The sequence below is a fragment of the Brucella ciceri genome (assembly GCF_041930145.1).
GTDB classification, from domain to species: domain Bacteria; phylum Pseudomonadota; class Alphaproteobacteria; order Rhizobiales; family Rhizobiaceae; genus Brucella; species Brucella intermedia.
Map to the genome: position 1 here is coordinate 403279 of NZ_JBHEEV010000004.1, position 23030 is coordinate 426308.

The window sequence follows — 23030 nt, forward strand, 5'->3', positions numbered from 1 at the left end:
CAAACAAGATAGTGTTCTATTGAGACACAGAACGGGTAGGTTGCAAAGTGCGGCTAAATGCCTGCCGCGAAAAGGTATTTCAATGTCGGGAAATTGAGGGCGGGCCGCATGGTCGCCCTCAATCGATTTCAGTTTTTGCGCGGGAACTCGGCCGGATTTCGCGGGGTGCCGACCAGCCGGTCATCCACGTTGGGCCAGCCAATATCGTGCAGTATGTGTTCAGGCAATGATTCCAGCACCCGGCGGCTGCGCTTCACGCGTCCCTCGTAAGCCCAGATTTGCAGCTGCTGCCGTACTCTGGAGTGAAGTTCCAGAAGCCATGACGGCGCATTTGTGACGGTCCAAGTTGGCAGGAAGCGAATTGTCGCCGCCTTGCCATGGGAAGCGGTTTGGCATTGAACGGTCATTTTCTCTCTCCTCGTTCAGAAAGTCCGGTTGATGCGTTCGCTGCAGCTCGCCTTGTTGATGCTCTGAATATGTATTCCGCTTGACGTTCAATCAAACGAAATATAGAAAGGCTTAAGATCAGAAAATTTGAACAAAGTGCTAGAAACGGAGTCCGTCATGACAGCGCCCGTTCAACATCCTCTTCCGATGCTCGATATTGATGTGTTGCGCACATTTGTGGCGATTGCCGATACCGGAAGCTTTTCTTCGGCGGCGAACGCGGTGTTCCGCACGCCGTCTGCTGTTTCGATGCAGATCAAGAAACTGGAAGAACAGCTGGGGGTAGCGGTTTTCGACCGTGACGCGCGTTCGGTCACGTTGACCAGCGATGGTGAGATTCTGCTCGGCTATGCGCGGCGCCTTCTGGCTCTCAATCGCGAAGCGGTATCGAAATTCGTTGCGCCCACGGTGACCGGCGTGGTCCGGCTGGGCTCACCGGACGATATTGGCGAATGTGTCCTGCCCCTCGTGTTGAAGCGTTTTTCTGAAAGCCATCCGGGGGTAACGGTCGATGTGGTGATCGACCAAAGCAGCAACCTCCGCAAGCGGCTGGATGAGCGCCGACTGGATGTGACGCTGATCAACATTTCCCACACGGTGCCCAACAAAGGCGATGTGGAAGTTCTGCTGGACGAGGAACTGGTATGGGCTGGCGCCAAGTGTGGTACGGCTTATCGCCGGGACCCTTTGCCGCTCTCCATATGGGAAGAGGGCTGCGCCTGGCGGGGCAATGCGCTCGAAGCGCTTGAAAGCAGCGGGCGTCCTTATCGGATCGCTTATATGAGTTCACACTCGACCGGGCAGCGGGCCGCGATTATGGCCGATCTTGCCATCGCGCCTTTCGGTAAAACGCTGTTGAGTGAGGGAATCGTTGCTTTGGGGCCTGAGCACGGCCTGCCTGCTCTCGGTCGCTATCAGCTTGGCATGGTTGTGAAACCGGAAGCCGGTCCGCATATTCAGGTTGTCGCCGACCATTTGCGAAGTGTTTTCGAAGGTTATCGTCGCTCCGGGCGGTTCGAGACCTTCCGTGCATGCTGATGAAGATCACAGTTTATTGGGATAGGACTAAAGCATTCTCTTGCCAGTGAAAAACGCTGCGCTAGATTTCTTGTATGACAGCCGAGTGAATCGGCTTCACCGCCAGCTGCCGAGCAGGGGCTTGTAAGCGGCGGGAGGCATAACTGGTTTGAATAGGCTTGGAACCCTAGGCGTCTGCTCCTTAAAGGGCAGAAACGCGCATCCCATTGGAGAGACTGTCATGAAGCTGACCCGACTTGTCCCATTAGCTATCGTTCTCTGCGCATTTACGCTCGCCTCCTGCGCAAACACGGTTCGAGGCGTTGGCCGCGATGTAAAGAGTACCGCACATGCGGTCCAGGATACCGTAGAATAAAGAACAAATGGCCCGGGGAGACCCGGGCCATTTCGCTACGGCACCAGGAAATAGCTGACCGTCATATGCTTGTCGGGCCGGGTTTTGTATACAACTTCCGTGGTTACGATGCTTTCATGAGGCACGGCTATATTTGCGTTCTGCAACAAGGAGGCAATGCGCTCATTGGGTTCAGCCCCACCAAACCACATCACGAGGACAGGAGGCGTCAAGTGCGCTCTGGTATCCGGTGTTTCTGGGTGCACTACTCGTAAGGTAGAATCAAACAATCTGAAATTGCCCGGTATCTGGGCATTGTCCGTCAGGATCGTCTTGAATGGCCCCTTCGCCTGCACTTCCTCATAAAGATGTCGATAGTTGAGTTGGCCGTAAGGCGGTGAGCCGGAGCCGTAGGTCAGATTGTAGCTCAACACCGGCGGAACAATCAGCGCGGCAACAGCGCTGACGACGGCATAGTCGATCAAAGGCCGATCTCCGATCCGATAACGCCCCATAAGGCTAGCCATCAGTGCAGGAGTCAGAAACAGCACTGGCTGCAGCCAGCGGTCTTTCACGTTATTCGCACCGGTCGCCACAACACCCACAAGCACAATAACCAGCCCGACCAAGATGAGGAGACGGAGAAATTTTTCGCCAGTGGTCAGCGGGGTTGCGGGTGCGGTACGTTTCTTCCAGTGAATAAGCGCGATAATGCCAGCAATCGCGATCGCAAGGATCGAGAATAGAAATGCCGCTTCAATGAGGCTTTCGACGCCCATCAGCCTGTCGAAGAGCAGATTGCCGGAAGCGCCGATCTCAAACTTGCTCGCACGCGCCATGACACTCGATTTGTGCGCCAGCATCCAGGTCGCGGTCGGCCCGAAGCAGATCGCGAATGCCAGAACCGTTACGAGACTAAGCTTGGAGAGCAGTATCCGGCGATATTCGGGCATGAGAAGGCCCGTCACAATCAGCATGATCAGGAAAAAGGACGCGTTGAACTTGCCGAGAAGTGCTGCAGCCATCGCGGCGCCAAGAGCGGCAGCAGATCCCGCGTGACGCGCCCTCATATGCCAGGCAAAGGCCAGTAATGCCCAGCCACAACCGGCGGTACCTGCAACTGAATGCGTCAATGCGCGCTGCGATTCCCAGCCAATTTGCGGAATGAGGAACAATCCGAGCATGCTGGCCGACGCGACCATGCGCGAAAAACCGAACAACTTCATCGCGCCGTAAACGCTTAGGAACAGGCTTGCGAGAAGGCTGAACTTGACGATCTGCAGCGTGAGCATCGAGGTGCCGAGCAATGACGCCGCGAGATTGGTAATCCATGTATAGAGAGGGGGTTGCGACCCGCCATAGCCCCAGTCCAGATAGCCGATATTCGCCAATTGTTCAGCGTCATCGAGACCGGCGCCGTTCGAAACAACAGTGACAAGAATGGCCTGGAACGCAAAATAGCACAGCACGAAAATGACAGCCACGGGCAGGCCGAAGAGCTTCCTGTCTGCGCTGGAAACAGCGGTGGCTGATCGTTGTGCGGTCAAACTCATTGCCCCGAATAAAATATGGCCTGTGCAGGCGCGCCATGGGAGGCACACTGCATTTCACAGGATTATGTCCGGATTTCAATCGGACGGCTCAAAAGCTTTGTAACAAAGGCGTGTAATTAGGCAATCACGTGGGGGCAAGAGGTCCAGGCTCAAGACCCAACAATTTAATGGAGACCAGCAATGGAAATGACAAAAGCTGCGAGCCTCACACCAATTCCGTCAAATTAACAGTTCCTGAGCCTAGTGCTGATACGGCAATATTGCAGGCTAGGAACGGCAAAAACCGCGCTGCCAAAGGTGCACGGTTTTGCCAATTACGCATGGCATCTCCGCCGAACAATACACTGGCGGGATATACTGAGCTCCGGTACGCAGTACCAGATCCGGAGCGTCGAGCCGGTGTGAACCGCCTCTTGCTCCTTTCTAGCTCAACATCGTTACCGTACGGTTATCAGACACTTAAGCAAATCTAAACAATGCAAGTTTTTTGCATGGGGATTTGTTTACCTTGCTCCAGATTTGGCGCGCAGATAATTGATGATGCCTGAAAAGTCTTCGCCGCCGTGGCCCTCGCTGTCGAAGAGACCGTAGAGTTCCTGCGCATGCGCTCCAAGCGGCGTTTCAGCGCCAGCGCTTTGAGCGGCTTCCTGAGAGAGTTTGAGGTCTTTCAGCATCAGGGCTGCGGCAAAGCCGGGTTTATAGTCCCGATTGGCAGGCGACGTAGGAACGGGGCCGGGAACAGGACAATAGGTCGTCAGCGACCAGCATTGCCCCGATGAAGTCGAAGCCACGTCGAAGAGGGCCTGATGTGAAAGTCCCAGCTTTTCCGCCAGAACAAAGGCTTCGCTGACACCGATCATCGATATGCCGAGTATCATGTTATTGCATATCTTTGCGGCCTGTCCCGCGCCATCGCCACCACAATGCACGATTTTTCCGGCCATGGGCTGCAGGATCGGTTCGCCGCGCTTGAACGCCTCGTCGCTACCGCCAGCCATGAAAGTCAATGTGCCTGCGGAAGCGCCCCCGGTGCCGCCGGAAACCGGCGCATCGATGGAAAGATGTCCGTGGCTTGCGGCCAGTTCATGTGCCTTGCGCGCCGAATCCACATCGATTGTCGAACAGTCGATGAAAAGTGAATCTTTGCGTGCCGTTGGTGCAATGTCTTCATAGACGGCGAGAACATGCTTTCCCGCCGGCAGCATGGTGATCACCACGTCCACGTCAGCAACTGCGTCCTGCGCGCTCGAAGCGACCGAGAGACCATTTGTCCTTGCTTCATCAAGATGTTGGGGCAAAAGGTCGAAACCGCGCACGGTGTGACCGGCTTTCACGAGGTTTGCGGCCATTGGCCCGCCCATATTGCCAAGGCCTATAAATGCTATTTTGGCCATAATGAACTCCTCCCTTGGCGATTATTTATTCAGTCAGCGCCCAATCATCTGGCGTGCAATGATGACGCGCATGATTTCGTTCGTGCCTTCGAGAATCTGGTGCACGCGCAAATCACGGACAAGCTTTTCGATCCCGTATTCATGAAGATAGCCGTAGCCGCCGAAAAGCTGGAGCGCTTCGTTTGCTACATCAAACCCCGTGTCCGTGACGAAGCGTTTGGCCATCGCGGACCATTTTCCTGCGTCATGGGTTTTACGATCAAGCTTGCTGGCTGCGGTATATAGAAGAAGACGCGAGGCCGAGAGTTCGGTTTCCATGTCGGCCAGACGGAATTGCAGCGCCTGAAACCTGTCGATCGTCTGGCCGAATGCCTTGCGCTGGCTGCAATATTCCAGCGACTTGTCGAGCGCTGACTGTGCGCCACCGAGCGAGCAGGCAGCGATGTTGAGCCGCCCCCCATCAAGCCCTGCCATTGCGATGCGGAAACCGGTTCCTTCCTCACCTAGAAGATTTTCAACCGGAACGCGGCAATTATCGAAAATGACGGTTCTCGTCGGCTGCGCATTCCAACCCATTTTGAATTCATTGGCGCCGAAAGAAAGGCCGGGTGCATCTTTTGGCACAACGATGGTGGAAATTCCCTTGGGACCGTCCTCGCCGGTACGCACCATTGTCACATAGATATCTGTTGCGCCAGCACCAGAAATGAACTGCTTGGAGCCGTTGAGAATATAATGGTCACCATCGCGCGTGGCGCGTGTTCTGAGCGCTGCAGCATCCGAACCTGATCCGGGCTCTGTCAGGCAATAGCTCGCAAGCGATTCCATCGACGTGAGCTTCGGCAGAAAGCGTTGCCGCTGTTCTTCGTTTCCGAAAGTGTCGATCATCCATGCGGCCATGTTGTGGATGGAGACGAAGGCCGAAAATGATGGGCATGCGGTTGCCAGCGCTTCGAAAATGAGCACAGCGTCGAGCCGTTTCAACGCCGAGCCACCCACATCTTCACGCACATAAATGCCGCCCATCCCGAGCGGTCCCGTCTCTTGCAATACATCGACGGGGAACTGCTTGTCACGATCCCACTGCAATGCATGCGGCGCGACACGATCACTGGCGAAGGCTCGTGCCATATCCTGAATGGCAAGCTGATCTTCGTTCAGTTCGAACTGATTCTGGTCGGCAGCATCCATGGTTTCCTCCCTGTAGCACCGTACCCCTCCGCCGAACTAGATCATAACCGGATGAGGCTGCCAACGCTCCATTGGAATAATGTTGCTCACATTTGTAATAAACTGATGCGCATTTTTGCATAGAAGGTGGCCGAACGGCATGCCGTTGCCACCGCCTCGAGTTTGAGCTACGCACCTTTCCATGGCACGCGCAATCATGTTTCAAGGTACGGGTTCGGACGTCGGCAAAAGTGTTCTCGTTGCCGGATTATGCCGCGTTGCACGCAATCGCGGGCTCAAAGTCAGACCCTTCAAGCCGCAGAACATGTCCAACAATGCTGCAGTCAGCGATGATGGCGGAGAAATCGGCAGGGCGCAGTGGCTGCAGGCTCTGGCTTGCGGAGTACCGTCGTCCGTCCACATGAACCCGGTGCTCCTGAAGCCGCAGACCGACATGGGTAGCCAGGTTGTCGTGCAGGGGCAGGTGCGAGGCGAGGCGCGCGGGCGCTATTATCAGGAATTGAAACCGCAGCTCATGGCAGCGGTGATGGAATCATTCGCCCATGTCAGCGAAGGCGCAGACCTTGTGCTGGTGGAGGGGGCAGGATCGCCCGCCGAGATCAATCTGCGAGCTGGTGATATCGCCAATATGGGATTCGCTACGCAGGCCGATGTTCCGGTCGTTCTCGTCGGCGATATAGACAGGGGCGGAGTGATCGCTTCCCTTGTCGGGACGCACACAATTCTTTCCGAACAGGATCGCGCGATGGTTCGCGGGTTCCTGATAAACAAGTTCCGGGGCGATATTTCGCTTTTTGATGACGGGCTGGCCGCGATTACCCGGTTTACCGGCTGGCATTCATTTGGGGTGGTGCCTTGGCTGAAAGCAGTGTCGCGATTGCCAGCGGAGGACTCGGTCGTTCTTGAACGTGCTGTGGCTGGGTACAAGAGGGCGCTTGTGGTCGCGGTGCCGGTGTTGCCGCGCATCGCGAATTTTGATGACCTCGATCCGCTGAAAGCTGAGCCGGATGTGGAAGTAGTCATGGTGCCGCCCGGTTCGAGCATTCCCGGCGAGGCGGGTCTCGTCATTCTGCCCGGAACCAAATCTACGATAGCCGATCTGATGGCGCTTCGGGACAATGGCTGGGACCGGCAGTTGTCCGCCCATGTGAGACGGGGCGGTCACGTGCTTGGTATCTGTGGTGGATTTCAGATGCTTGGTCGCCACATCAGCGATCCTGCTGGTATCGAAGGGCGTGTGCGCGACATTGAGGGCCTCGGATTTCTCGATATAGAAACGTTGATGGCGCCTGAAAAAGTGGTCCGCAATGTGCAGGCGACTTCTTGTCTGCACAATGTACCGCTGGAGGGCTACGAAATCCATATCGGTCGCACGACCGGACCGGATATGGCGCGGCCTTTCGCCCGGTTAGCTGAGCATCACGATGGCGCGATATCGCCGGATGGCCGGATCATGGGAACCTATCTCCATGGTGTTTTCAATGCGGACGAATTTCGGCGAAAATTTCTGGAGAGTCTTGGTGTGCGAAGCAGTTCGGTAAACTATCGCGTTGGCGTCGAAGATGCATTGAACGAGCTGGCCGAAGGACTGGAAGGATGTCTCAATATCGAGGCTTTGTTTAATTTGAAATGAGATTGCAGATATTCTGCCGCGATTGACGCCGGTGGGGCGAAAGCATAATGTCAAACCATGCAACAGGTTTTTGTCGGGACGAATCCCGGCGATACCAAAAAGGGAATGCGACGGACGGACCCAATCCGGGCGTTTTTATCGCAGCCGACCCCGCGACTGTAGAGCGGAGAGGGATGAGGCAAGCCGGGCAACCGGTAACCACTGGAGGCAGAAGGACCTCTGGGAAGGTAGCCTTAATCCCCGCGACCCGTGAGCCAGGAGACCTGCCTGTTGCGTGAGGGCATTGAGCCCGCACCCCATGGGAGGTTTTTCCCTGCTGCCTGCACGGAGGTTGTCATGGCTGCACGTACTCAGAATTCTGTTTCCGGCACACTCGCAATGCCGCTCGCTGCCCGTCTGGGCACGGCTGTTGTTTCGCTGCTTCTTGGCGCGTTCCTGATTTACGGCGTAGGGCTTGCCCATTCCGATACGCTGCACGATTCGGCACACGACACGCGCCATTCCTATGGTTTTCCCTGCCACTGAGCAGTCGAATAGCTGTCAGAATTGAAGTTGAGCAAAGCTTGATGGTGGACGGCCATCGGCGCGGAATTGCTATTGGAGACAGAAATGTTGATCCGTTATTTGTTGGCGACGCTCGCCGCCGGTCTTCTGGCCGGGTTGCTGGTCACGCCTGCCATGTATCTGAAGACAGTGCCTTTGATCCTGCAGGCTGAAACGTTCGAAGGAGCTGGTGGTGGCCATAGCCACGGCGAGGCCGAGGCCGCACCGCATGATCATGGCGCTGTTACTGCAGACGCCGAAGAGGAAGGTGCCGAACTGCCGTTCGGACGATTGGGTAACACGATCCTTGCCAATCTTGTTGCCGGGGCTGGCTTTGCCCTGCTGCTTGGTGGCGTGGCGTTGCTGCTCGGACGTCGTATTACCGTGCAGAATGGCATTTATTGGGGCGTTGCAGGTTTCTTCGCGGTGGCATTTCTGCCTGCGTTGGGGCTCTCGCCGGAGTTGCCGGCAATGCCTGCGGCCGATCTGGCAGAGCGGCAGCTATGGTGGATTGCTGCCGTGGTGCTGAGCGGTCTCGGTATATATCTCGTCGTGTTGCGTCAGGAAATTTGGGCGAAAATCCTGGGGCTGGTTCTGATCGCTGCGCCACAGCTCTATGGAGCACCGCATCCGGAAGATATCTCGTCTCCCGTTCCCGCGCTGCTTGCGTCGCAATACGCGGTGGCATCGCTGGCGACCAACCTGTTCATGTGGGCGGTGATCGGCCTCGCGCTCGGCTGGTTCATCCAGCATTATGCATCGTCCGAGATTGAGGGCTGACAAAAATGGCTTCGCCGGGAAAATCGGTTCTGGTCCTTGGCGGAGCCCGTTCGGGCAAGTCTTCCTATGCCGAGAAAATGGCGCAGTCCTCGGGGTTGCAGCCGCTCTATCTTGCAACAGGGCGCGCCTTCGACGGCGAAATGGAAAACCGCATTGCCATTCATCGGAACCGACGTGGATCCGACTGGCAGACAGTAGAAGAGCCGCTCGATCTCGTCGGTGCACTCACGCTGCATGTTGCCGTTGATCGATTCGTGCTGGTCGACTGCCTCACCCTGTGGCTGACCAATCTGATGATGGCCGAGCGCGACATAGCGGCAGAGACAGCAGGACTTGTCGCCATGCTGCCGAACCTCGCGGGGCCTGTGGTTTTTGTTTCGAACGAAGTTGGGTTTGGAATCGTGCCGGAAAATCGCATGGCACGGGAATTTCGCGACCACGCAGGCTTTCTGCATCAGGCAGTGGCCGCGGTTGCGGATGAAGTTTATTTGATAGCGGCAGGGTTGCCGCTGAAGATGAAGGGATAAATCAATGCAGGGACAGAAAATTCCCGCAACCGTTATCACGGGTTTTCTTGGATCGGGCAAAACGACGATGATCCGCAACCTGCTGGAAAACGCCAACGGAAAACGCATTGCATTGATCATCAATGAGTTCGGTGATCTCGGGGTCGATGGCGGTATTCTGAAAGGCTGCGGTATCGAGACCTGTCGCGAGGAAGATGTGATCGAGCTCAATAATGGCTGCATCTGCTGCACTGTTGCCGATGATTTCATCCCGACCATGACCAAGCTTCTGGATCGCCCTGATCGCCCCGATCATATCGTGATCGAAACCTCCGGCCTTGCCTTGCCGCAGCCGCTGGTTGCGGCTTTCAACTGGCCGGAGATCAAGACGCAGGTGACGGTCGATGGCGTGGTGACGGTGATCGACGCCGCAGCTGTTGCCGAAGGTCGTTTCGCTGATGACCACGACAAGGTTGATGCGCAGCGGGCAGCGGACGAATCCCTTGATCATGAAAGCCCCTTGGAGGAACTTTTTGAGGATCAGATTCATGCAGCCGACCTTATCGTTCTCAACAAGGCCGATCTGATCGATTCATCAAGACTGGAAAGCGTCAAGGCGGATGTCGCCGAGCGTTCGCCGCGCCGCGTGAATATGGTTCCTGCGAGCTTCGGCAAGCTGGGCGCCGATGTTCTGCTCGGTCTTGGTGTCGGCACTGAAGACGATATCGCCAACCGCAAGTCTCACCATGAAATCCATCATGCAGATGGACACGAGCACGATCACGACGAATTCGAGAGTTTTGTGGTTGAAGCGGGTTCTGTCGCCGATCCCAAGCTATTTGCGGATAAGCTGAAAGCGGTTATCGCGGAACATGACATTCTTCGTCTGAAGGGCTTTGTCGATGTGCCTGGCAAACCGATGCGTCTGGTTGTGCAAGCAGTCGGCCCGCGCATAGAGCATTATTTCGACCGTCCATGGGGCAAGGATGAAGCACGCTCCACGCGACTGGTCGTGATCGGGCTTCATGACATTGATGAGGCGGCCATCGCCAAGGCAGTGAAAGACGCCGTCTGACCGATGCATCTTCTCCTTGCACAGAAAGGAACAATCAGCGACGGCAATGAGGCCGTCGATCTCGGCCAGACGCCGGGAGAGATATTGTTCCTTTCCGCCGCCGATACGGAACTGGCCAGTCTGGCGCAGGCGCACAGGCTCGCGCCGGATTTGCCGAGTTTGCGGCTGGCCAATTTCCTGACCCTCACTCACCCCATGTCGGTGGACGCCTATGTGGAGCGTACGGCCAGATATGCGAGCCTTATCGTGGTGCGCATCATTGGCGGTGAGACCTATTGGCCCTACGGGTTGGAAGCGCTGCATGCCTGCGCCGTCAATCACGGTATCAAGATTGCCGTATTGCCGGGGGATGATAAGCCGGACCACGGGCTGGACCGGTTTTCGACGATCTCTGTCCAGGAGCGAAATGAACTCTGGCAGTATCTGATCGAAGGCGGGGCAGCGAATACGGGCGCATTTCTGCAATATTGCGCCGCACTGATTTTAGGTTCCGAGAAGCCGGAGAGTGCCGCACCTCTGCTCAAGGCTGGTCTGTGGTGGCCGGGAGACCATGTCTCGTCGCTGGACAGCATCCGCGAGCAGTGGAGCGGTGCAAAAGCACCTGTCGTTGCCATTATATTTTACCGGGCGCTGGTGCAAAGCGGACAGACGCAGCCCGTCGATGCGCTGATCGCATCGTTGCAGGCAAGGGGCCTCAATCCGCTTCCGATATTCGTCTCAAGTCTCAAGGACCGATTGTCCGCAGCCGTTGTTGATGGTCTGTTTGAGGATTGTCCGCCGGATATCGTATTGAATGCCACCGGATTTGCGATTTCTTCACCGGGTGCCGAGCGTAAGCCGACCGTGCTCGACAAGCGCGGTAACATGGTACTGCAAGTCATCTTTTCCGGTACGCCGAAGTCCGTCTGGGAATCGTCGCAGCAGGGGCTGCTGGCGCGCGATCTGGCGATGAATGTCGCCTTGCCGGAAGTGGACGGGCGCGTGCTTTCACGTGCGGTTTCCTTCAAGTCGGCCAAACAGTTTGACGCGGCAGTGGAGGCGAATATCGTTACCCACGAGCCGCATGACAACCGCGTAGATTTTGTGGCGCAACTTGCGGCAAACTGGGTGCGGTTGAAACGGAAATCGCCCGAAGAAAGACGTGTTGCGCTTATTCTTGCGAATTATCCGAACCGTGACGGGCGGCTTGGAAACGGGGTAGGGCTCGATACGCCAGCCGGGACGGTCGAAGTCCTGCACGCGATGGCGGATGGCGGCTATTCCCTCTCTGACCTGCCGGTGGACGGGGATGCTCTGATGCGCGCCCTGACGGCTGGTCCGACCAATGCCGCGCGTGACGGGCGCGAGATACGCGAGACGATTTCACTGAATCAATACAAGGCTTTCTTCAAAAGACTTCCCACTGCGATTCAGAAAGAGATTGAAGATCGCTGGGGTGCGCCAGAAAACGATCCCTACTTTGCGGAGGAACTTGTCGCTTTCGCATTGCCGTTGATGCGGCTGGGGGAAACCTTTGTCGGTATTCAGCCCGCGCGCGGTTACAATATCGATCCGAAAGAGACTTATCACTCGCCCGATCTGGTGCCTCCACACGGATATATTGCCTTCTACGCGTATCTGCGCGAGGTCGCAGGTATCGACGCCATTGTGCATATGGGCAAACATGGAAATCTGGAATGGCTGCCGGGAAAGGCGCTTGCGCTGTCCGAAAACTGTTATCCGGAAGCCGTGTTTGGTCCCACCCCGCATATCTATCCTTTCATCGTGAATGACCCCGGGGAAGGCACGCAGGCCAAGCGTCGCGCCAGCGCGGTTATTATCGACCACCTGACGCCGCCGCTGACACGCGCCGAAAGCTATGGGCCGCTGAAAGATCTGGAAGCGCTGGTGGACGAATACTACGAGGCCTCCGGTGTCGATCCTCGCCGCCTGCTGAGGCTGAAAGGACAGATACTGGATCTCGTGCGCGACATCGGGCTCGATCGGGATGCGGGCATCCACGATCTTGACGATGAAGACATGGCTTTGCAAAAGCTCGATGCCTATCTCTGCGATTTGAAGGAAATGCAGATACGCGACGGGCTGCATATTTTCGGACTTGCACCACAAGGCAGGCTGCTGACCGATCTTCTGGTCGCGTTGGCCCGTGTGCCGCGCGGTGTTCCGGTTGCGCTCGGTGGTGCGCCGGGCGATCAAAGTCTCCAGCGGGCAATCGCTGCGGATTGTGGACTTGGCGAAACATTCGATCCGCTCGATTGCAATATGGCCGAAGCCTGGACCGGGCCCAAACCGGAACTCCTGTGCGCTGCAAGCCCTGCAACGTGGCGCATCGCAGGCGATACGGTGGAACGTATCGAACTGCTGGCCGCGAGTTTTGTTGCGGGCGAAACCGACTGCCCCGAAGACTGGTCGCAGACGCGGGCGGTGCTGCAATCCATAGAGGAGCATCTGCGCCCCATGGTCGTTTCATGCGGGCCTTCGGAGATAGACGGGTTTCTTGCCGCACTCGATGGGCGATTTGTGCCGCCGGGACCCTCCGGCGCGCCGACGCGTGGTCGCCCCGATGTACTGCCGACCGGTCGCAATTTCTTTTCTACCGACAGTCGGGCCGTTCCCACTCCGGCGGCATGGGAACTTGGTCGCAAATCGGCCGAACTCCTGATCACCCGCTACACACAGGATCATGGGGAATGGCCGACGTCTTTCGGCCTGACCGCATGGGGCACGTCGAATATGCGTACCGGCGGCGATGACATCGCGCAGGCTTTGGCGCTGATCGGCGTCAAGCCACTCTGGGATATGGCGTCACGCCGGGTGACTGGATATGAAATCATTCCGATAGCAAAGCTTGGCCGCCCGCGGGTTGATGTGACGTTGCGCATTTCCGGTTTCTTCCGCGATGCGTTTCCGGAACAGATCGCGCTCTTCGACAAGGCCGTGCGTGCAGTCGGCGCTCTCGACGAAGATGCCGAGGACAATCCAGTCGCAGCGCTTATGCGGATTGAGCAGACGCGTCTTGTTGCCGAAGGGGCGGATGAAAAGACAGCGCAACGCCGCGCGGGCTATCGTGTCTTCGGTTCCAAACCCGGCGCTTATGGAGCAGGCTTGCAGGCCCTGATCGACGAGAATGGCTGGGCCGGGCGCAACGATCTGGCGGAAGCCTGGCTTGTCTGGGGCGGTTACGCCTATGGTGCAGGTGAGGAAGGGCAGGCCGAGCGCGGTCTTCTTGAAGAAAGGCTTCGTTCTGTTCAGGCCGTGGTTCAGAATCAGGACAATCGCGAGCACGACCTTCTCGACAGCGATGATTACTACCAGTTCGAAGGTGGAATGGCCGCGACCGTGGAAAGCCTGAACGGCGCAATGCCTGCGGTTTATCACAATGACCATTCCCGCCCGGAAAAGCCGGTGATCCGGGCGCTGGAAGAAGAGCTGTCACGCGTCGTGCGTGGGCGGGCGGCTAATCCGAAATGGATCGCAGGTGTGATGCGTCACGGCTATAAAGGCGCGGCAGAGATTGCGGCAACCGTCGACTATCTGTTCGCCTTTGCGGCGACCACCGGCAAGGTCGGAAATCATCACTTCGAGGCGGTCTATCAGGCTTATATTGCCGACAGGACGGTACATGAATTCATGGCCGAGAAAAACCCCGCTGCACTTGCCGAGACGGCAGCGAAGCTGAACAATGCCATCGAGCGGGGCTTCTGGACACCACGCTCCAATTCGGCGCGGTTCGAACTGGAACAACTTGCGACTTTGAATCCGGGAATGAGAACAAATGGCTGAAAAATCTGCAAAACTTCTGTCCATGACGGAAGAGGAACTGAACGCCCGTCATGCGGACAAGATGCGCAAGAAGAAAGCTGCCCGCGACAAGATTCAGGCGACAAAGACCGAGGAAAAAGGTCTGGTGATTGTCCATACCGGGAAGGGCAAGGGCAAATCGACCGCCGGTTTCGGGATGGTTTTCCGCGCGTTGGGCCACGGAATGAAGATCGGGGTCGTGCAGTTCGTCAAGGGATCGTGGGACACAGGCGAGCGCTGGGTTCTCGAAAAATTTCCCGATCAGGTCACGATTTCAGCGCTGGGAGAGGGCTTTACCTGGGAGACGCAGGATCGCACGCGAGATATCGCCATGGCGCGCGGTGCTTGGGAACAAGCCAAGGCGCTGATAATGGATGAAAGCTACGATATGGTGCTCTGCGACGAGTTGAATATCGTGCTTCGCTACGATTACCTGCCGGTCGAGGAAGTGATAGAGGTTCTCAAGGCCAAGCCGCAGATGAAGCATGTCATCATCACTGGTCGCAATGCCAAGGACGAGCTGATTGAAGCCGCGGACCTCGTGACCGAGATGGAGATGATCAAGCATCCATTCCGCGCCGGGGTGAAGGCACAGAAGGGCATCGAGTTCTAGTTTTTCTTTTGCGCATTATCCTGCGCAAAACCGTTTCACACTTTTGCTGGAAATGCTTCAATGTTGGACAGCTGGCAGTTCTGGGCACTGATGTCGGCGGTGTTTGCCGCGTTGACGGCGATCTTTGCCAAGATCGGTATTCAAGGCATCAATTCGGATTTCGCCACGCTCGTGCGCACGCTGGTTATCATCGGTGCATTGTGCCTGTTCCTGACCGTTACCGGCCAGTGGCAGAAACCGGGCGAAATTTCCGGGCGGTCGTGGCTGTTTCTGGTGCTTTCTGGGCTGGCGACCGGCGCTTCGTGGCTTGCCTATTTCCGGGCCTTGCAGATAGGTGACGCATCGCGCGTCGCGCCGATCGACAAATTGTCGGTGGTGCTGGTGGCCCTGTTCGGCGCGGCATTCCTCGGCGAGCGCATGTCCATCATCAACTGGTTCGGCATTCTGCTGATTGGTTGCGGTGTCGTTTTGGTGGCGCTTAGAATTTAAAATCCTATCCACTGGCGCAGCGGATTGGTTCCGTCCATCAGGAGGCGAACTGCCAGCGCCAGGCTGACGACGACCAGAAGCGGCTTGATGATGCGTGAGCCGACCTTCATGGCGAGGCTTGCGCCGATCTGCGCGCCGATGAACTGGGCAATGCCCATGCAGATGCCGATTTTCCAGTTGATGGTGCCGACGAGGGCAAAGGTTACAAAACTGCCGACATTTGAAGCGCAGTTGAGAAGCTTCGTATGCGCGGTAGCTTTCAACACGCCGAAACCGGCAAGCGCCACAAAAGCCAGCATGAAGAACGATCCGGTTCCGGGGCCGAAAAGCCCATCGTAAAAACCGATCAGCGGAACGAGGGTTGCGCCGAAAAGAAACGGTCCGAGACGTCGTGCCCGATCAACATCGCCAAGGCTGGGCTTGACGGCAAAATAGACTGCGATGGCGATCAGTAGGATCGGCAGGGCCGCGCGCATGATATCCACGGGCAGAACGGTTGCCAGCAATGCGCCGAATACCGAGCCGATGAGCGAAGCGAGCGCTTCGGGCCACTGTTCCCTGATGTTGACATGCCCTTTGCGCGCATACGCAATGGTTGCTGACGATGAGCCGAACAGTCCTTGCAGCTTGTTCGTGCCCAATGCTTCAACGGGCGGTATTCCGGCCAGCAACAGAGCGGGAATCGTAATCATTCCACCGCCTCCGGCTATGGAATCGATGATTCCGGCAATGAATGCCGCAACCGTGAGGAGCAGGGTAAGCGTGTCAAAAAATTCAAGCATCGGGGGAGCCTAAAGGAGGGGTTGGGGCAACATAGAGCAGCCGCTTGGCGAACGCCAGTCAAACAAAGGCGCACTCGGAAGAAAGCCGGGTCTCGGAGCGAGATTGTTTTCCTGCGCGTCCGGCGCTATTCATTATAAGCAGACTGAAAGTTTAGAGGGGTTCCATGAGCGAAAGCATCTTTGAGCGGATTACTGCTTTTCTGAGCAGGAAGAGCGCCGTGCAGCGTGTTGCCGATGATCCGGCGCTCGCTTCTGAACTGCTTTTGCTGTTGCATGTGGTGTTTGCCGATGGCGACCAGCACCCAGCCGAAATAGCCGCCTTCAAGGAAATTGCCGAAAAGAATTTCGGCATTCCACCGGAAGAGCTTCCGGAAGTCGCGGAATATCTCAAGGATTTTGCTTACGAGACGACAACCAAGCAAGCCGCCAACATGCTGGCGGAGATGGCGCCGGAGCGTCGGCTGGCACTGCTTGGTGACCTCGTGACGATTGCCTGCTCCGATAATCGCCTTGATCGTAGCGAAGCCACAATGATCCAGCGCATTGCCGATACGCTTGGGGTCAAGCCGGAAGAACTGCACAAAGCACGCCAGTCATCTCCCTGTGGGTTCTAGAAATTTCAATAGGGTTCTTGGCATGGGCGGTTCGTCGGGCGTGACGCTTGATGAACTTTTGGCCTTGGCCGAGCAAGTGTTGGCTCGGGGCGAGTGCGTACGGCCTGATGCTATTGCAACCTTGAGCGCGAAGCGCGACGAGCCGGTGTGGGCGGAGCTTGCGTCGCATTATGAATGTGCGCTTTGTTTCTTCGATGCCGCGCGACTGGAGCAGGAAACACCGCGTCTCAAAAACCCGTCGGACGCTGTTTTCCGGGTAGTCGGTTGTCATGGCGTTGCCGAAGCGGCAGCGCTTGCTGCGGCCGGTCCGCACGGTATTCTCGCGGTCGAGAAAACCGCGTCAGTCCGGGCAACTGCTGCCCTGGCGATTGCTGGTTTCGACGCCGCTCCCCAGTTCAGGAAGGTAGAATTGTGACTGTTCATTTCATTGGCGCCGGTCCCGGTGCGGCGGATCTTATCACCGTTCGTGGCCTGCGCCTGATCGAGCGATGCCCCGTCTGCATCTATGCGGGATCACTGGTGCCGATTGAACTTGTTGCCGGAGCACCAAAGGATGCGCGTCTGGTTGACAGTTCATCCTTAACTTTGGACGAGATCATCGCCGAAATGGAAGTCGCACACGCTAAAGGCCTTGATGTGGCGCGGGTGCATTCCGGTGATCCATCGATCTACGGCGCCATGGCCGAACAGATGCGCCGACTGGACAGTCTCGGCATTCCCTATGATGTGACGCCGGGTGTGCCAGCCTTTGCGGCCGCTGCCGCCGCGATGAAACAGGAATTGACCATTCCAGAGGTCAACCAGACCATCATTCTAACCCGTACCTCGATGAAATCGTCCGCCATGCCCGAAGGCGAAGACCTCGCCACGCTTGGCCGGTCAGGCGCGACGCTGGTGATTCACCTCTCCATTCGCAACCTCACGAAGATCAAGGCCGAGCTGATGCCCCTTTATGGCGCTGAGTGTCCCGTTGTCGTTGCCTATCGCATAGGATGGCCGGACGAGCAGATATTGCGCGGTACTTTGGCGGACATAGCCGAGAAGGTGGCGATTTCGGGCCTGCAACGTACGGCGATGATTTTTGTGGGACGCGGACTGGACCCAAAGAGCTTTCGCGATTCAGCGCTCTATCATGAAGCGCATAACCACGCGGCACGTTCAAAAGCCTAGGCTTGTGCGGGCAAATGCGATTGCACCTTCCGGCGAGGTGACGGTGTTCCTGGCCGCAACCGGTGGGCGGGAGATCATCATGACCGGAAGCCCGAGCGCGCGAGCGGCTTCGATCTTGGCATAGGAAATGGTGCCACCCGAATTGCGGCTGACGATCAGTCCGATCTTGTGTTTCTCCAGAAATTGCTTTTCCGCAGCGAAATCGCCAGGCCTTGCGAGGATAAGCTCGCAGTCCGGCGGCAGCGCCGCCTCCGGCGGGTCGATCATGCGCATGACGAAACGAACATCAGTGCGCTTGGCAAAAGGGGCGATGTGCTGGCGACCAAGCGCCAGAAAGACGCGCGCGTGGTGAGGAATGGCGTTTGCAGCTTCGGCTTCGCCGGAAATATCGATCCAGTTGTCACCGGGCTGCTTTTCCCACGCGGAGCGCTCCAGCCGAACGAGCGGGGTTTTCGTCGCTTCCGTGGCAATGACGGCATTATGCGATATACGCGCCGCGTAAGGATGGGTGGCGTCGATCACGAGGTGGATTTTTTCGGCCCTGATATAGTCTGCAAGGCCCTCCGCTCCACCGAAGCCACCAATGCGAACCGTACCAGCCAATCTGGCTGGATTGCTGGTGCGTCCGGCAAGCGAGGTGATGGCTTTGATAGGGAGTTCCGCAAAAGCCGTTGCGAGCGCTGCCGCCTCGGCGGTTCCACCTAAAATGAGTATCTTCGGCTCAGACCCGCGCAAGGATATTTCCACTGCGGTCAGTCACGATAATCTCAACCTCCACAGGTGCGCCGCGAAGGGTTTCCAGTGCTGTTTCCTTCGCTTTGAGCGCAATCGGTGTGGCCATGTCGATGCCGATTGATTGAGTCAGTTCAAGTACTTCCAGGGCAGTGTTCGCAAAGAGAATCTGATCCTTCATGCCTGCCGGAGCGCCAGCCTTTTCGGCGATGCCCCAGAGGAAGCCCTTGTCCACTTGCGAGCGTGACGAATGAAGATCGATCGCGCCCTGGGCAAGCTTGGTCAGCTTGGCGAAGCCGCCTGCGATCGTCAGCTTGTCGATGGGATGGTCACGCAGATATTTGAGCACGCCGCCTGCGAAATCGCCCATATCAAGAATGGCAAAATCCGGCAGACCATAGAGCGCCTGCGCTGCGTCTTCGGACGTGGAACCGGTTGCGCCGAGCACATGTTTTTGCCTGGCAGCACGCGCAACGTCGATGCCGCGATGGATCGAGTGAATCCAGGCCGAGCAGGAAAACGGGTGAACCACACCAGTGGTGCCGAGAATGGAAATGCCGCCGGTAATGCCGAGGCGCGGGTTCCATGTTTTCTTGGCGATCTCTTCCCCGCCCGGCACTGATATCGTGATCACGAGGTCGGCGGGCAGGCCATATTCGGCGCAAATCTGCTCGCAGATTTCCGTCATCATGCGGCGTGGAACCGGATTGATCGCTGCTTCGCCGGGTGGAACTTGCAAGCCGGGACGCGTGACCGTGCCAACCCCTTCACCGGCGCGAAAGACGACTCCAGTTCCGGGCGGTGCCGGGTATACCGTCGAGATGACGGTTGCGCCGTGGGTTACGTCGGGATCGTCGCCCGCATCCTTGACGATGCCCGCCATCGCATAGCCGTCGCCCAGCCCTTCATAGGCAAGCTGGAAGTACGGCACTTCGCCCTTGGGTAGAATTATGCCGACAGGATCGGGAAATTCCCCAGTGATGAGCGCCGTCAACGCCGCCTTGGTGGCAGCCGTCGCGCAGGCGCCAGTCGTCCAGCCGCGGCGAAGCTCGGCCTTTTCCTGACTTTTATTCGTTGGAGCAGTTTCGTCATTCATGGACGCCTTATAATGTATCTGCTAGCTGTGTCGCCAGATAGAATAATGGTTGACGAGAATGAACAAGGCTGAAGAAACAGCGGCATGTGTCATTGCTAAAAGCAAAATGGCGTTGCCTGCGATGGAGCCCGGCCACGTCTGGCTCGTGGGGGCAGGGCCGGGCGATCCCGGCCTTTTGACGCTTCATGCCGTCAATGCCCTGCAACAGGCGGATGTCATTGTTTATGACGCACTGGTGGATGATTCCTGCCTCTCTCTGAAACATGCAGATGCTGTTCTGGAATATGCAGGCAAGCGCGGCGGCAAACCTTCGCCGAAACAGCGCGATATTTCTCTGCGGCTTGTCGAACTTGCGAAACAAGGCAATAAGGTGCTGCGGTTGAAAGGCGGCGATCCTTTTGTTTTCGGACGTGGAGCAGAAGAGGCGCTGACGCTAGTGGAACACGGGGTTCCGTTTCGCGTCGTTCCCGGAGTGACTGCCGGAATTGGCGGCCTCGCCTATGCAGGCATCGCCGCAACGCATCGCGACATCAATCAGTCCGTGACGTTTCTGACCGGCCACGACGCCAGCGGTCTGGTGCCCGACGGAGTGGACTGGACCGGTATCGCCAGAACCTCTCCGGTGATCGTCATGTATATGGCGATGAAACATATTGATCTTATTGCCAGGCGGCTGATCGATGCCGGACGCTCGCCCGATGAGCCGGTCGCCTTTGTGTGCAATGCGAGCCTGCCCAGCCAGACCGTGCTCGAAACGACATTGGCGCAGGCTGCAAAAGACGTGGAAGCGGCGGGGCTGAACCCGCCTGCAATCGTGGTTGTGGGGCAAGTGGTTCGCCTGCGGGATGGATTGGACTGGATGGGCGCTTTGAGCGGCAAGATCCTGTTCAGCGACCCGCTTGGCAGAAAGAACCAAAATGAGGGAGCGCAAACCGCATGAAGGGTTTCATGATCGCTGCGCCGGCTTCCGGGTCGGGCAAGACAACGGTAACGCTGGGTTTGTTGAGGGTTTTGAAACGCAGGGGCGTAGCGGCTGCACCGGTGAAAGCCGGGCCGGATTATATCGACCCCGCCTATCACAAGGCTGCGAGTGGTGCGGATTGCTTCAATCTCGACCCTTGGGCGATGCGTCCTGAACTTATCAGCGCGCTTTCCTCGCGCATGACCGAAAGCAGCGCCAAGCTGCTGGTCGCCGAGGGCATGATGGGGCTCTTTGACGGAGCGATGGACGGGAAGGGGTCTTCTGCCGATCTGGCCCGGCTTCTCGAGCTGCCGGTGGTGCTGGTGGTAGATTGTGCACGGCAATCACACTCGGTCGCGGCGCTTGTGTGGGGCTTCAGCCAGTTTCGCAAGGATGTGCTGATTGCCGGAATTATCCTCAACCGGGTTGGCAGCCCGCGGCACGAAGCGATGCTGCGTGGCGCGCTGGAGCCACTCGGCATCCCGGTTCTCGGCGCCTTGCCTCGCGATACCGAACTTTCGCTGCCGGAAAGGCATCTGGGACTGGTGCAGGCGGGCGAGCATTCCGACCTCGAAACTTTTCTGGATCATGCTGCCGATGTGATTGAAGCGCATATCGATCTGGAGGCGTTGCAGTCGATCTGGTCGCGGCCGAAGCGTTACGATGCGATGGCCAATGTTCCACGCCTGAAACCGCTTGGGAGCCACATTGCGGTTGCCCGCGACGATGCATTCGCCTTTGCCTATGCGCATCTGTTTGAAGGATGGCGCAGGCGAGGTGTGGAGATTTCGTTCTTCTCGCCGCTTGCAGATGAGGCTCCGAGACAGGATGCAGACGCAATCTATCTGCCCGGCGGTTATCCGGAACTTTACGCCGGCCGTCTGGCACAAGCCGGACGTTTTCAAACGGCAATACGCGACGCCGCAACGCGTGGTGTGACTGTTTATGGCGAATGCGGCGGTTACATGGTTCTTGGCGAGAGCTTGCAGGATGCGGAGGGTGTTGCGCATCCGATGCTGGGTCTTCTGCCGCTTGAAACGAGCTTCGCGAAAAGAAAGCTGCATCTTGGCTATCGCCTGCTGGAACCGCTTGAGGGCTCACCCTGGAAGGAGCCATTGAAGGCGCACGAGTTTCATTATGCAAGCATTCTGCGCGAAGGAGAGGCTGATCGGCTTTTCCGTGTGCGGGATGCCGCAGGAGACGAGCTTGGCGAGGCAGGTCTCAGGGTGGGGTCCGTTTCAGGCTCGTTCATGCATGTGATCGATTTTTGCGGAGACAAAGCTTGAGTGCAGAAATCGAGCATGGCGGCGCGCTGGACAAGGCCGTCGCGCGCTTTGGCGGAAAGCCGGGAGACTGGCTTGATCTTTCAACGGGCATCAACCCGGAGCTTTTTCCCCTTCCCGAACTGACACCGGAAATCTGGAACCGCTTGCCGGATGAGCTGCTGCTGCGGGAAACCCTGCGGCTGGCCCGCAGCTATTATGGGCTGCGTGAGAATGCGTCCATTGTCGCAGCCCCGGGCACGCAGGCTTTGATCCAGCTCGTTCCGACGTTGGTTGCTCCGTCGACGGTTGCAATCCTCGGGCCGACCTATCAGGAACATGCCGCTTCGTTCGCTGCTTGCGGTTGGAAGGTCGTGCCGTGTGCGGCAATCGGTGAAATTCCGGACGAGGCGACGGCGGCAGTTATCGTCAATCCCAACAATCCCGACGGTCGTGTGGTTTCAAAAGACGATCTCTTTCATCTGGCGCGAAAACTTGGTGCGCGGGGCGGTTTTCTGATCGTGGACGAGGCTTTTGCGGACGCGCATGAGGATGTCAGCGTTGCAGCGGATGCGGAAGACGTGCCGATGATCGTGCTGAAATCTTTCGGCAAGTTTTTCGGGCTGGCTGGCGTTCGTCTGGGCTTTGCCGTTGCCGGTAAGCCGTTTGTCGAGGTATTGCAGCAGCGGCTTGGGCCATGGGCTGTATCCGGCCCGGCGCTTGCCATTGCCAGCCATGCTTTCCGCGATGCCGAGGCGCTTTCCAACTATCGTGCGCGTATCGATTTGAGGCGGCTGGAACTGTCTGCTGTTCTCGAGAAATCCGGTCTGAAGGAAATCGGCGGCACGGCGCTGTTTTCTCTTGTTGAACACCCGGATGCGCACGAACTCTATGCCAGACTGTGCCAGAGACATATTCTGGTCCGGAAATTCGATTACGCCTCGCGCTGGTTGCGCATTGGTCTGCCGTTGGATGACGTGGCGCTTGCGCGCTTGGAAAAGGCGTTGAAACTTTGA

At 57.5% G+C, this 23030-nt stretch carries 23 protein-coding genes and 1 riboswitch; of the genes, 16 read left to right on the forward strand and 7 right to left on the reverse strand.

The window, feature by feature from the left end; genetic code table 11:
- Positions 1–128: 128 nt before the first annotated feature.
- Positions 129–407 carry a hypothetical protein gene (locus JNC63_RS10655; RefSeq protein WP_025090462.1) on the reverse strand — a complete coding sequence of 93 codons (279 nt, stop codon included), beginning with the start codon at positions 405–407 and terminating at the stop codon, positions 129–131.
- A gap of 157 nt (positions 408–564) precedes the next feature.
- Between JNC63_RS10655 and JNC63_RS10660 the strand changes: the two genes are divergently transcribed.
- Together JNC63_RS10660 and JNC63_RS10665 are read left to right on the forward strand one after the other, a co-directional pair.
- Positions 565–1485, forward strand: coding sequence for a LysR family transcriptional regulator (locus JNC63_RS10660; RefSeq protein WP_025090461.1), 921 nt, complete (start codon positions 565–567; stop codon positions 1483–1485).
- A 220-nt stretch (positions 1486–1705) separates the two neighbouring features.
- Positions 1706–1840, forward strand: coding sequence for an entericidin A/B family lipoprotein (locus JNC63_RS10665; protein WP_006470280.1), 135 nt, complete (start codon positions 1706–1708; stop codon positions 1838–1840).
- 35 nt (positions 1841–1875) lie between these two features.
- Here the strand turns inward: JNC63_RS10665 and JNC63_RS10670 are convergent, their stop codons facing one another.
- The 3 genes from JNC63_RS10670 to JNC63_RS10680 form a co-directional block, all read right to left on the reverse strand.
- Positions 1876–3372 carry a glycosyltransferase family 39 protein gene (locus JNC63_RS10670; protein ID WP_025090460.1) on the reverse strand — a complete coding sequence of 499 codons (1497 nt, stop codon included), beginning with the start codon at positions 3370–3372 and terminating at the stop codon, positions 1876–1878.
- Positions 3373–3875: 503 nt separating this feature from the next.
- Complete coding sequence (gene mmsB, locus JNC63_RS10675) at positions 3876–4766, reverse strand: 3-hydroxyisobutyrate dehydrogenase (protein ID WP_025090459.1); 891 nt, start codon at positions 4764–4766, stop codon at positions 3876–3878.
- 33 nt (positions 4767–4799) lie between these two features.
- Complete coding sequence (locus JNC63_RS10680; RefSeq protein ID WP_025090458.1) at positions 4800–5957, reverse strand: isobutyryl-CoA dehydrogenase; 1158 nt, start codon at positions 5955–5957, stop codon at positions 4800–4802.
- Positions 5958–6138: 181 nt separating this feature from the next.
- Between JNC63_RS10680 and JNC63_RS10685 the strand changes: the two genes are divergently transcribed.
- The 8 genes from JNC63_RS10685 (at position 6139) to JNC63_RS10720 (ending at position 15397) form a co-directional block, all read left to right on the forward strand.
- Complete coding sequence (locus JNC63_RS10685) at positions 6139–7590, forward strand: cobyric acid synthase (RefSeq protein ID WP_025090457.1); 1452 nt, start codon at positions 6139–6141, stop codon at positions 7588–7590.
- A 47-nt stretch (positions 7591–7637) separates the two neighbouring features.
- A riboswitch (cobalamin riboswitch) is annotated at positions 7638–7875 on the forward strand.
- Positions 7876–7926: 51 nt separating this feature from the next.
- Positions 7927–8115: a CbtB domain-containing protein gene (locus tag JNC63_RS10690; protein WP_025090456.1), complete on the forward strand. Its 189-nt coding sequence runs from the start codon at positions 7927–7929 to the stop codon at positions 8113–8115.
- Positions 8116–8199: 84 nt separating this feature from the next.
- The gene (locus JNC63_RS10695; RefSeq protein WP_025090455.1) at positions 8200–8913 is read left to right on the forward strand and encodes a CbtA family protein; all 714 of its coding nucleotides are present in this window, start codon (positions 8200–8202) and stop codon (positions 8911–8913) included.
- 5 nt (positions 8914–8918) lie between these two features.
- Entirely contained in the window at positions 8919–9440 is a 522-nt protein-coding gene (gene cobU / locus JNC63_RS10700; RefSeq protein ID WP_025090454.1) for a bifunctional adenosylcobinamide kinase/adenosylcobinamide-phosphate guanylyltransferase, read from the forward strand.
- Between the two features lie 4 nt (positions 9441–9444).
- Positions 9445–10494, forward strand: coding sequence for a cobalamin biosynthesis protein CobW (gene cobW / locus JNC63_RS10705; RefSeq protein WP_025090453.1), 1050 nt, complete (start codon positions 9445–9447; stop codon positions 10492–10494).
- 3 nt (positions 10495–10497) lie between these two features.
- On the forward strand, positions 10498–14277 hold the full coding sequence (gene cobN / locus JNC63_RS10710; protein ID WP_025090452.1) for a cobaltochelatase subunit CobN: 3780 nt from the start codon (positions 10498–10500) through the stop codon (positions 14275–14277).
- Positions 14270–14908 carry a cob(I)yrinic acid a,c-diamide adenosyltransferase gene (cobO, locus tag JNC63_RS10715; RefSeq protein WP_025090451.1) on the forward strand — a complete coding sequence of 213 codons (639 nt, stop codon included), beginning with the start codon at positions 14270–14272 and terminating at the stop codon, positions 14906–14908. Before cobN ends, cobO begins: the two co-directional genes overlap by 8 nt.
- 60 nt (positions 14909–14968) lie before the next feature.
- A complete protein-coding gene (locus tag JNC63_RS10720; protein ID WP_025090450.1) occupies positions 14969–15397 on the forward strand; it encodes an EamA family transporter in 429 nt (142 codons plus the stop codon).
- Here JNC63_RS10720 and JNC63_RS10725 read toward each other — a convergent pair.
- On the reverse strand, positions 15394–16179 hold the full coding sequence (locus JNC63_RS10725) for a TSUP family transporter (RefSeq protein ID WP_025090449.1): 786 nt from the start codon (positions 16177–16179) through the stop codon (positions 15394–15396). The two genes, JNC63_RS10720 and JNC63_RS10725, sit on opposite strands and share 4 nt — an antisense overlap.
- Before the next feature lie 164 nt (positions 16180–16343).
- Between JNC63_RS10725 and JNC63_RS10730 the strand changes: the two genes are divergently transcribed.
- Genes JNC63_RS10730 through cobM form a run of 3 tightly spaced genes read left to right on the forward strand, consistent with a single transcriptional unit; the run spans position 16344 to position 17963 of the window.
- Complete coding sequence (locus tag JNC63_RS10730) at positions 16344–16793, forward strand: tellurite resistance TerB family protein (protein ID WP_006467101.1); 450 nt, start codon at positions 16344–16346, stop codon at positions 16791–16793.
- Between the two features lie 22 nt (positions 16794–16815).
- Complete coding sequence (locus JNC63_RS10735; RefSeq protein WP_043715420.1) at positions 16816–17208, forward strand: cobalamin biosynthesis protein; 393 nt, start codon at positions 16816–16818, stop codon at positions 17206–17208.
- A complete protein-coding gene (gene cobM, locus JNC63_RS10740) occupies positions 17205–17963 on the forward strand; it encodes a precorrin-4 C(11)-methyltransferase (protein WP_025090447.1) in 759 nt (252 codons plus the stop codon). The genes JNC63_RS10735 and cobM overlap by 4 nt, the downstream gene beginning before the upstream one ends.
- Here the strand turns inward: cobM and JNC63_RS10745 are convergent.
- Positions 17952–18698 carry a cobalt-precorrin-6A reductase gene (locus tag JNC63_RS10745; protein ID WP_025090446.1) on the reverse strand — a complete coding sequence of 249 codons (747 nt, stop codon included), beginning with the start codon at positions 18696–18698 and terminating at the stop codon, positions 17952–17954. The genes cobM and JNC63_RS10745 overlap by 12 nt on opposite strands.
- Positions 18685–19791, reverse strand: a complete 1107-nt coding sequence (locus JNC63_RS10750; protein WP_025090445.1) for a cobalt-precorrin-5B (C(1))-methyltransferase — start codon at positions 19789–19791, stop codon at positions 18685–18687. The genes JNC63_RS10745 and JNC63_RS10750 overlap by 14 nt, the downstream gene beginning before the upstream one ends.
- A 58-nt stretch (positions 19792–19849) precedes the next feature.
- Between JNC63_RS10750 and cobA the strand changes: the two genes are divergently transcribed.
- From cobA to cobD, 3 genes are read left to right on the forward strand one after another with little or no spacing between them, the layout of a single operon-like run.
- Positions 19850–20731 carry a uroporphyrinogen-III C-methyltransferase gene (gene cobA / locus JNC63_RS10755; RefSeq protein WP_025090444.1) on the forward strand — a complete coding sequence of 294 codons (882 nt, stop codon included), beginning with the start codon at positions 19850–19852 and terminating at the stop codon, positions 20729–20731.
- Positions 20728–22038: a cobyrinic acid a,c-diamide synthase CobB gene (locus JNC63_RS10760; RefSeq protein WP_374846316.1), complete on the forward strand. Its 1311-nt coding sequence runs from the start codon at positions 20728–20730 to the stop codon at positions 22036–22038. The genes cobA and JNC63_RS10760 overlap by 4 nt, the downstream gene beginning before the upstream one ends.
- Positions 22035–23030, forward strand: coding sequence for a threonine-phosphate decarboxylase CobD (cobD, locus tag JNC63_RS10765; protein WP_025090442.1), 996 nt, complete (start codon positions 22035–22037; stop codon positions 23028–23030). Before JNC63_RS10760 ends, cobD begins: the two co-directional genes overlap by 4 nt.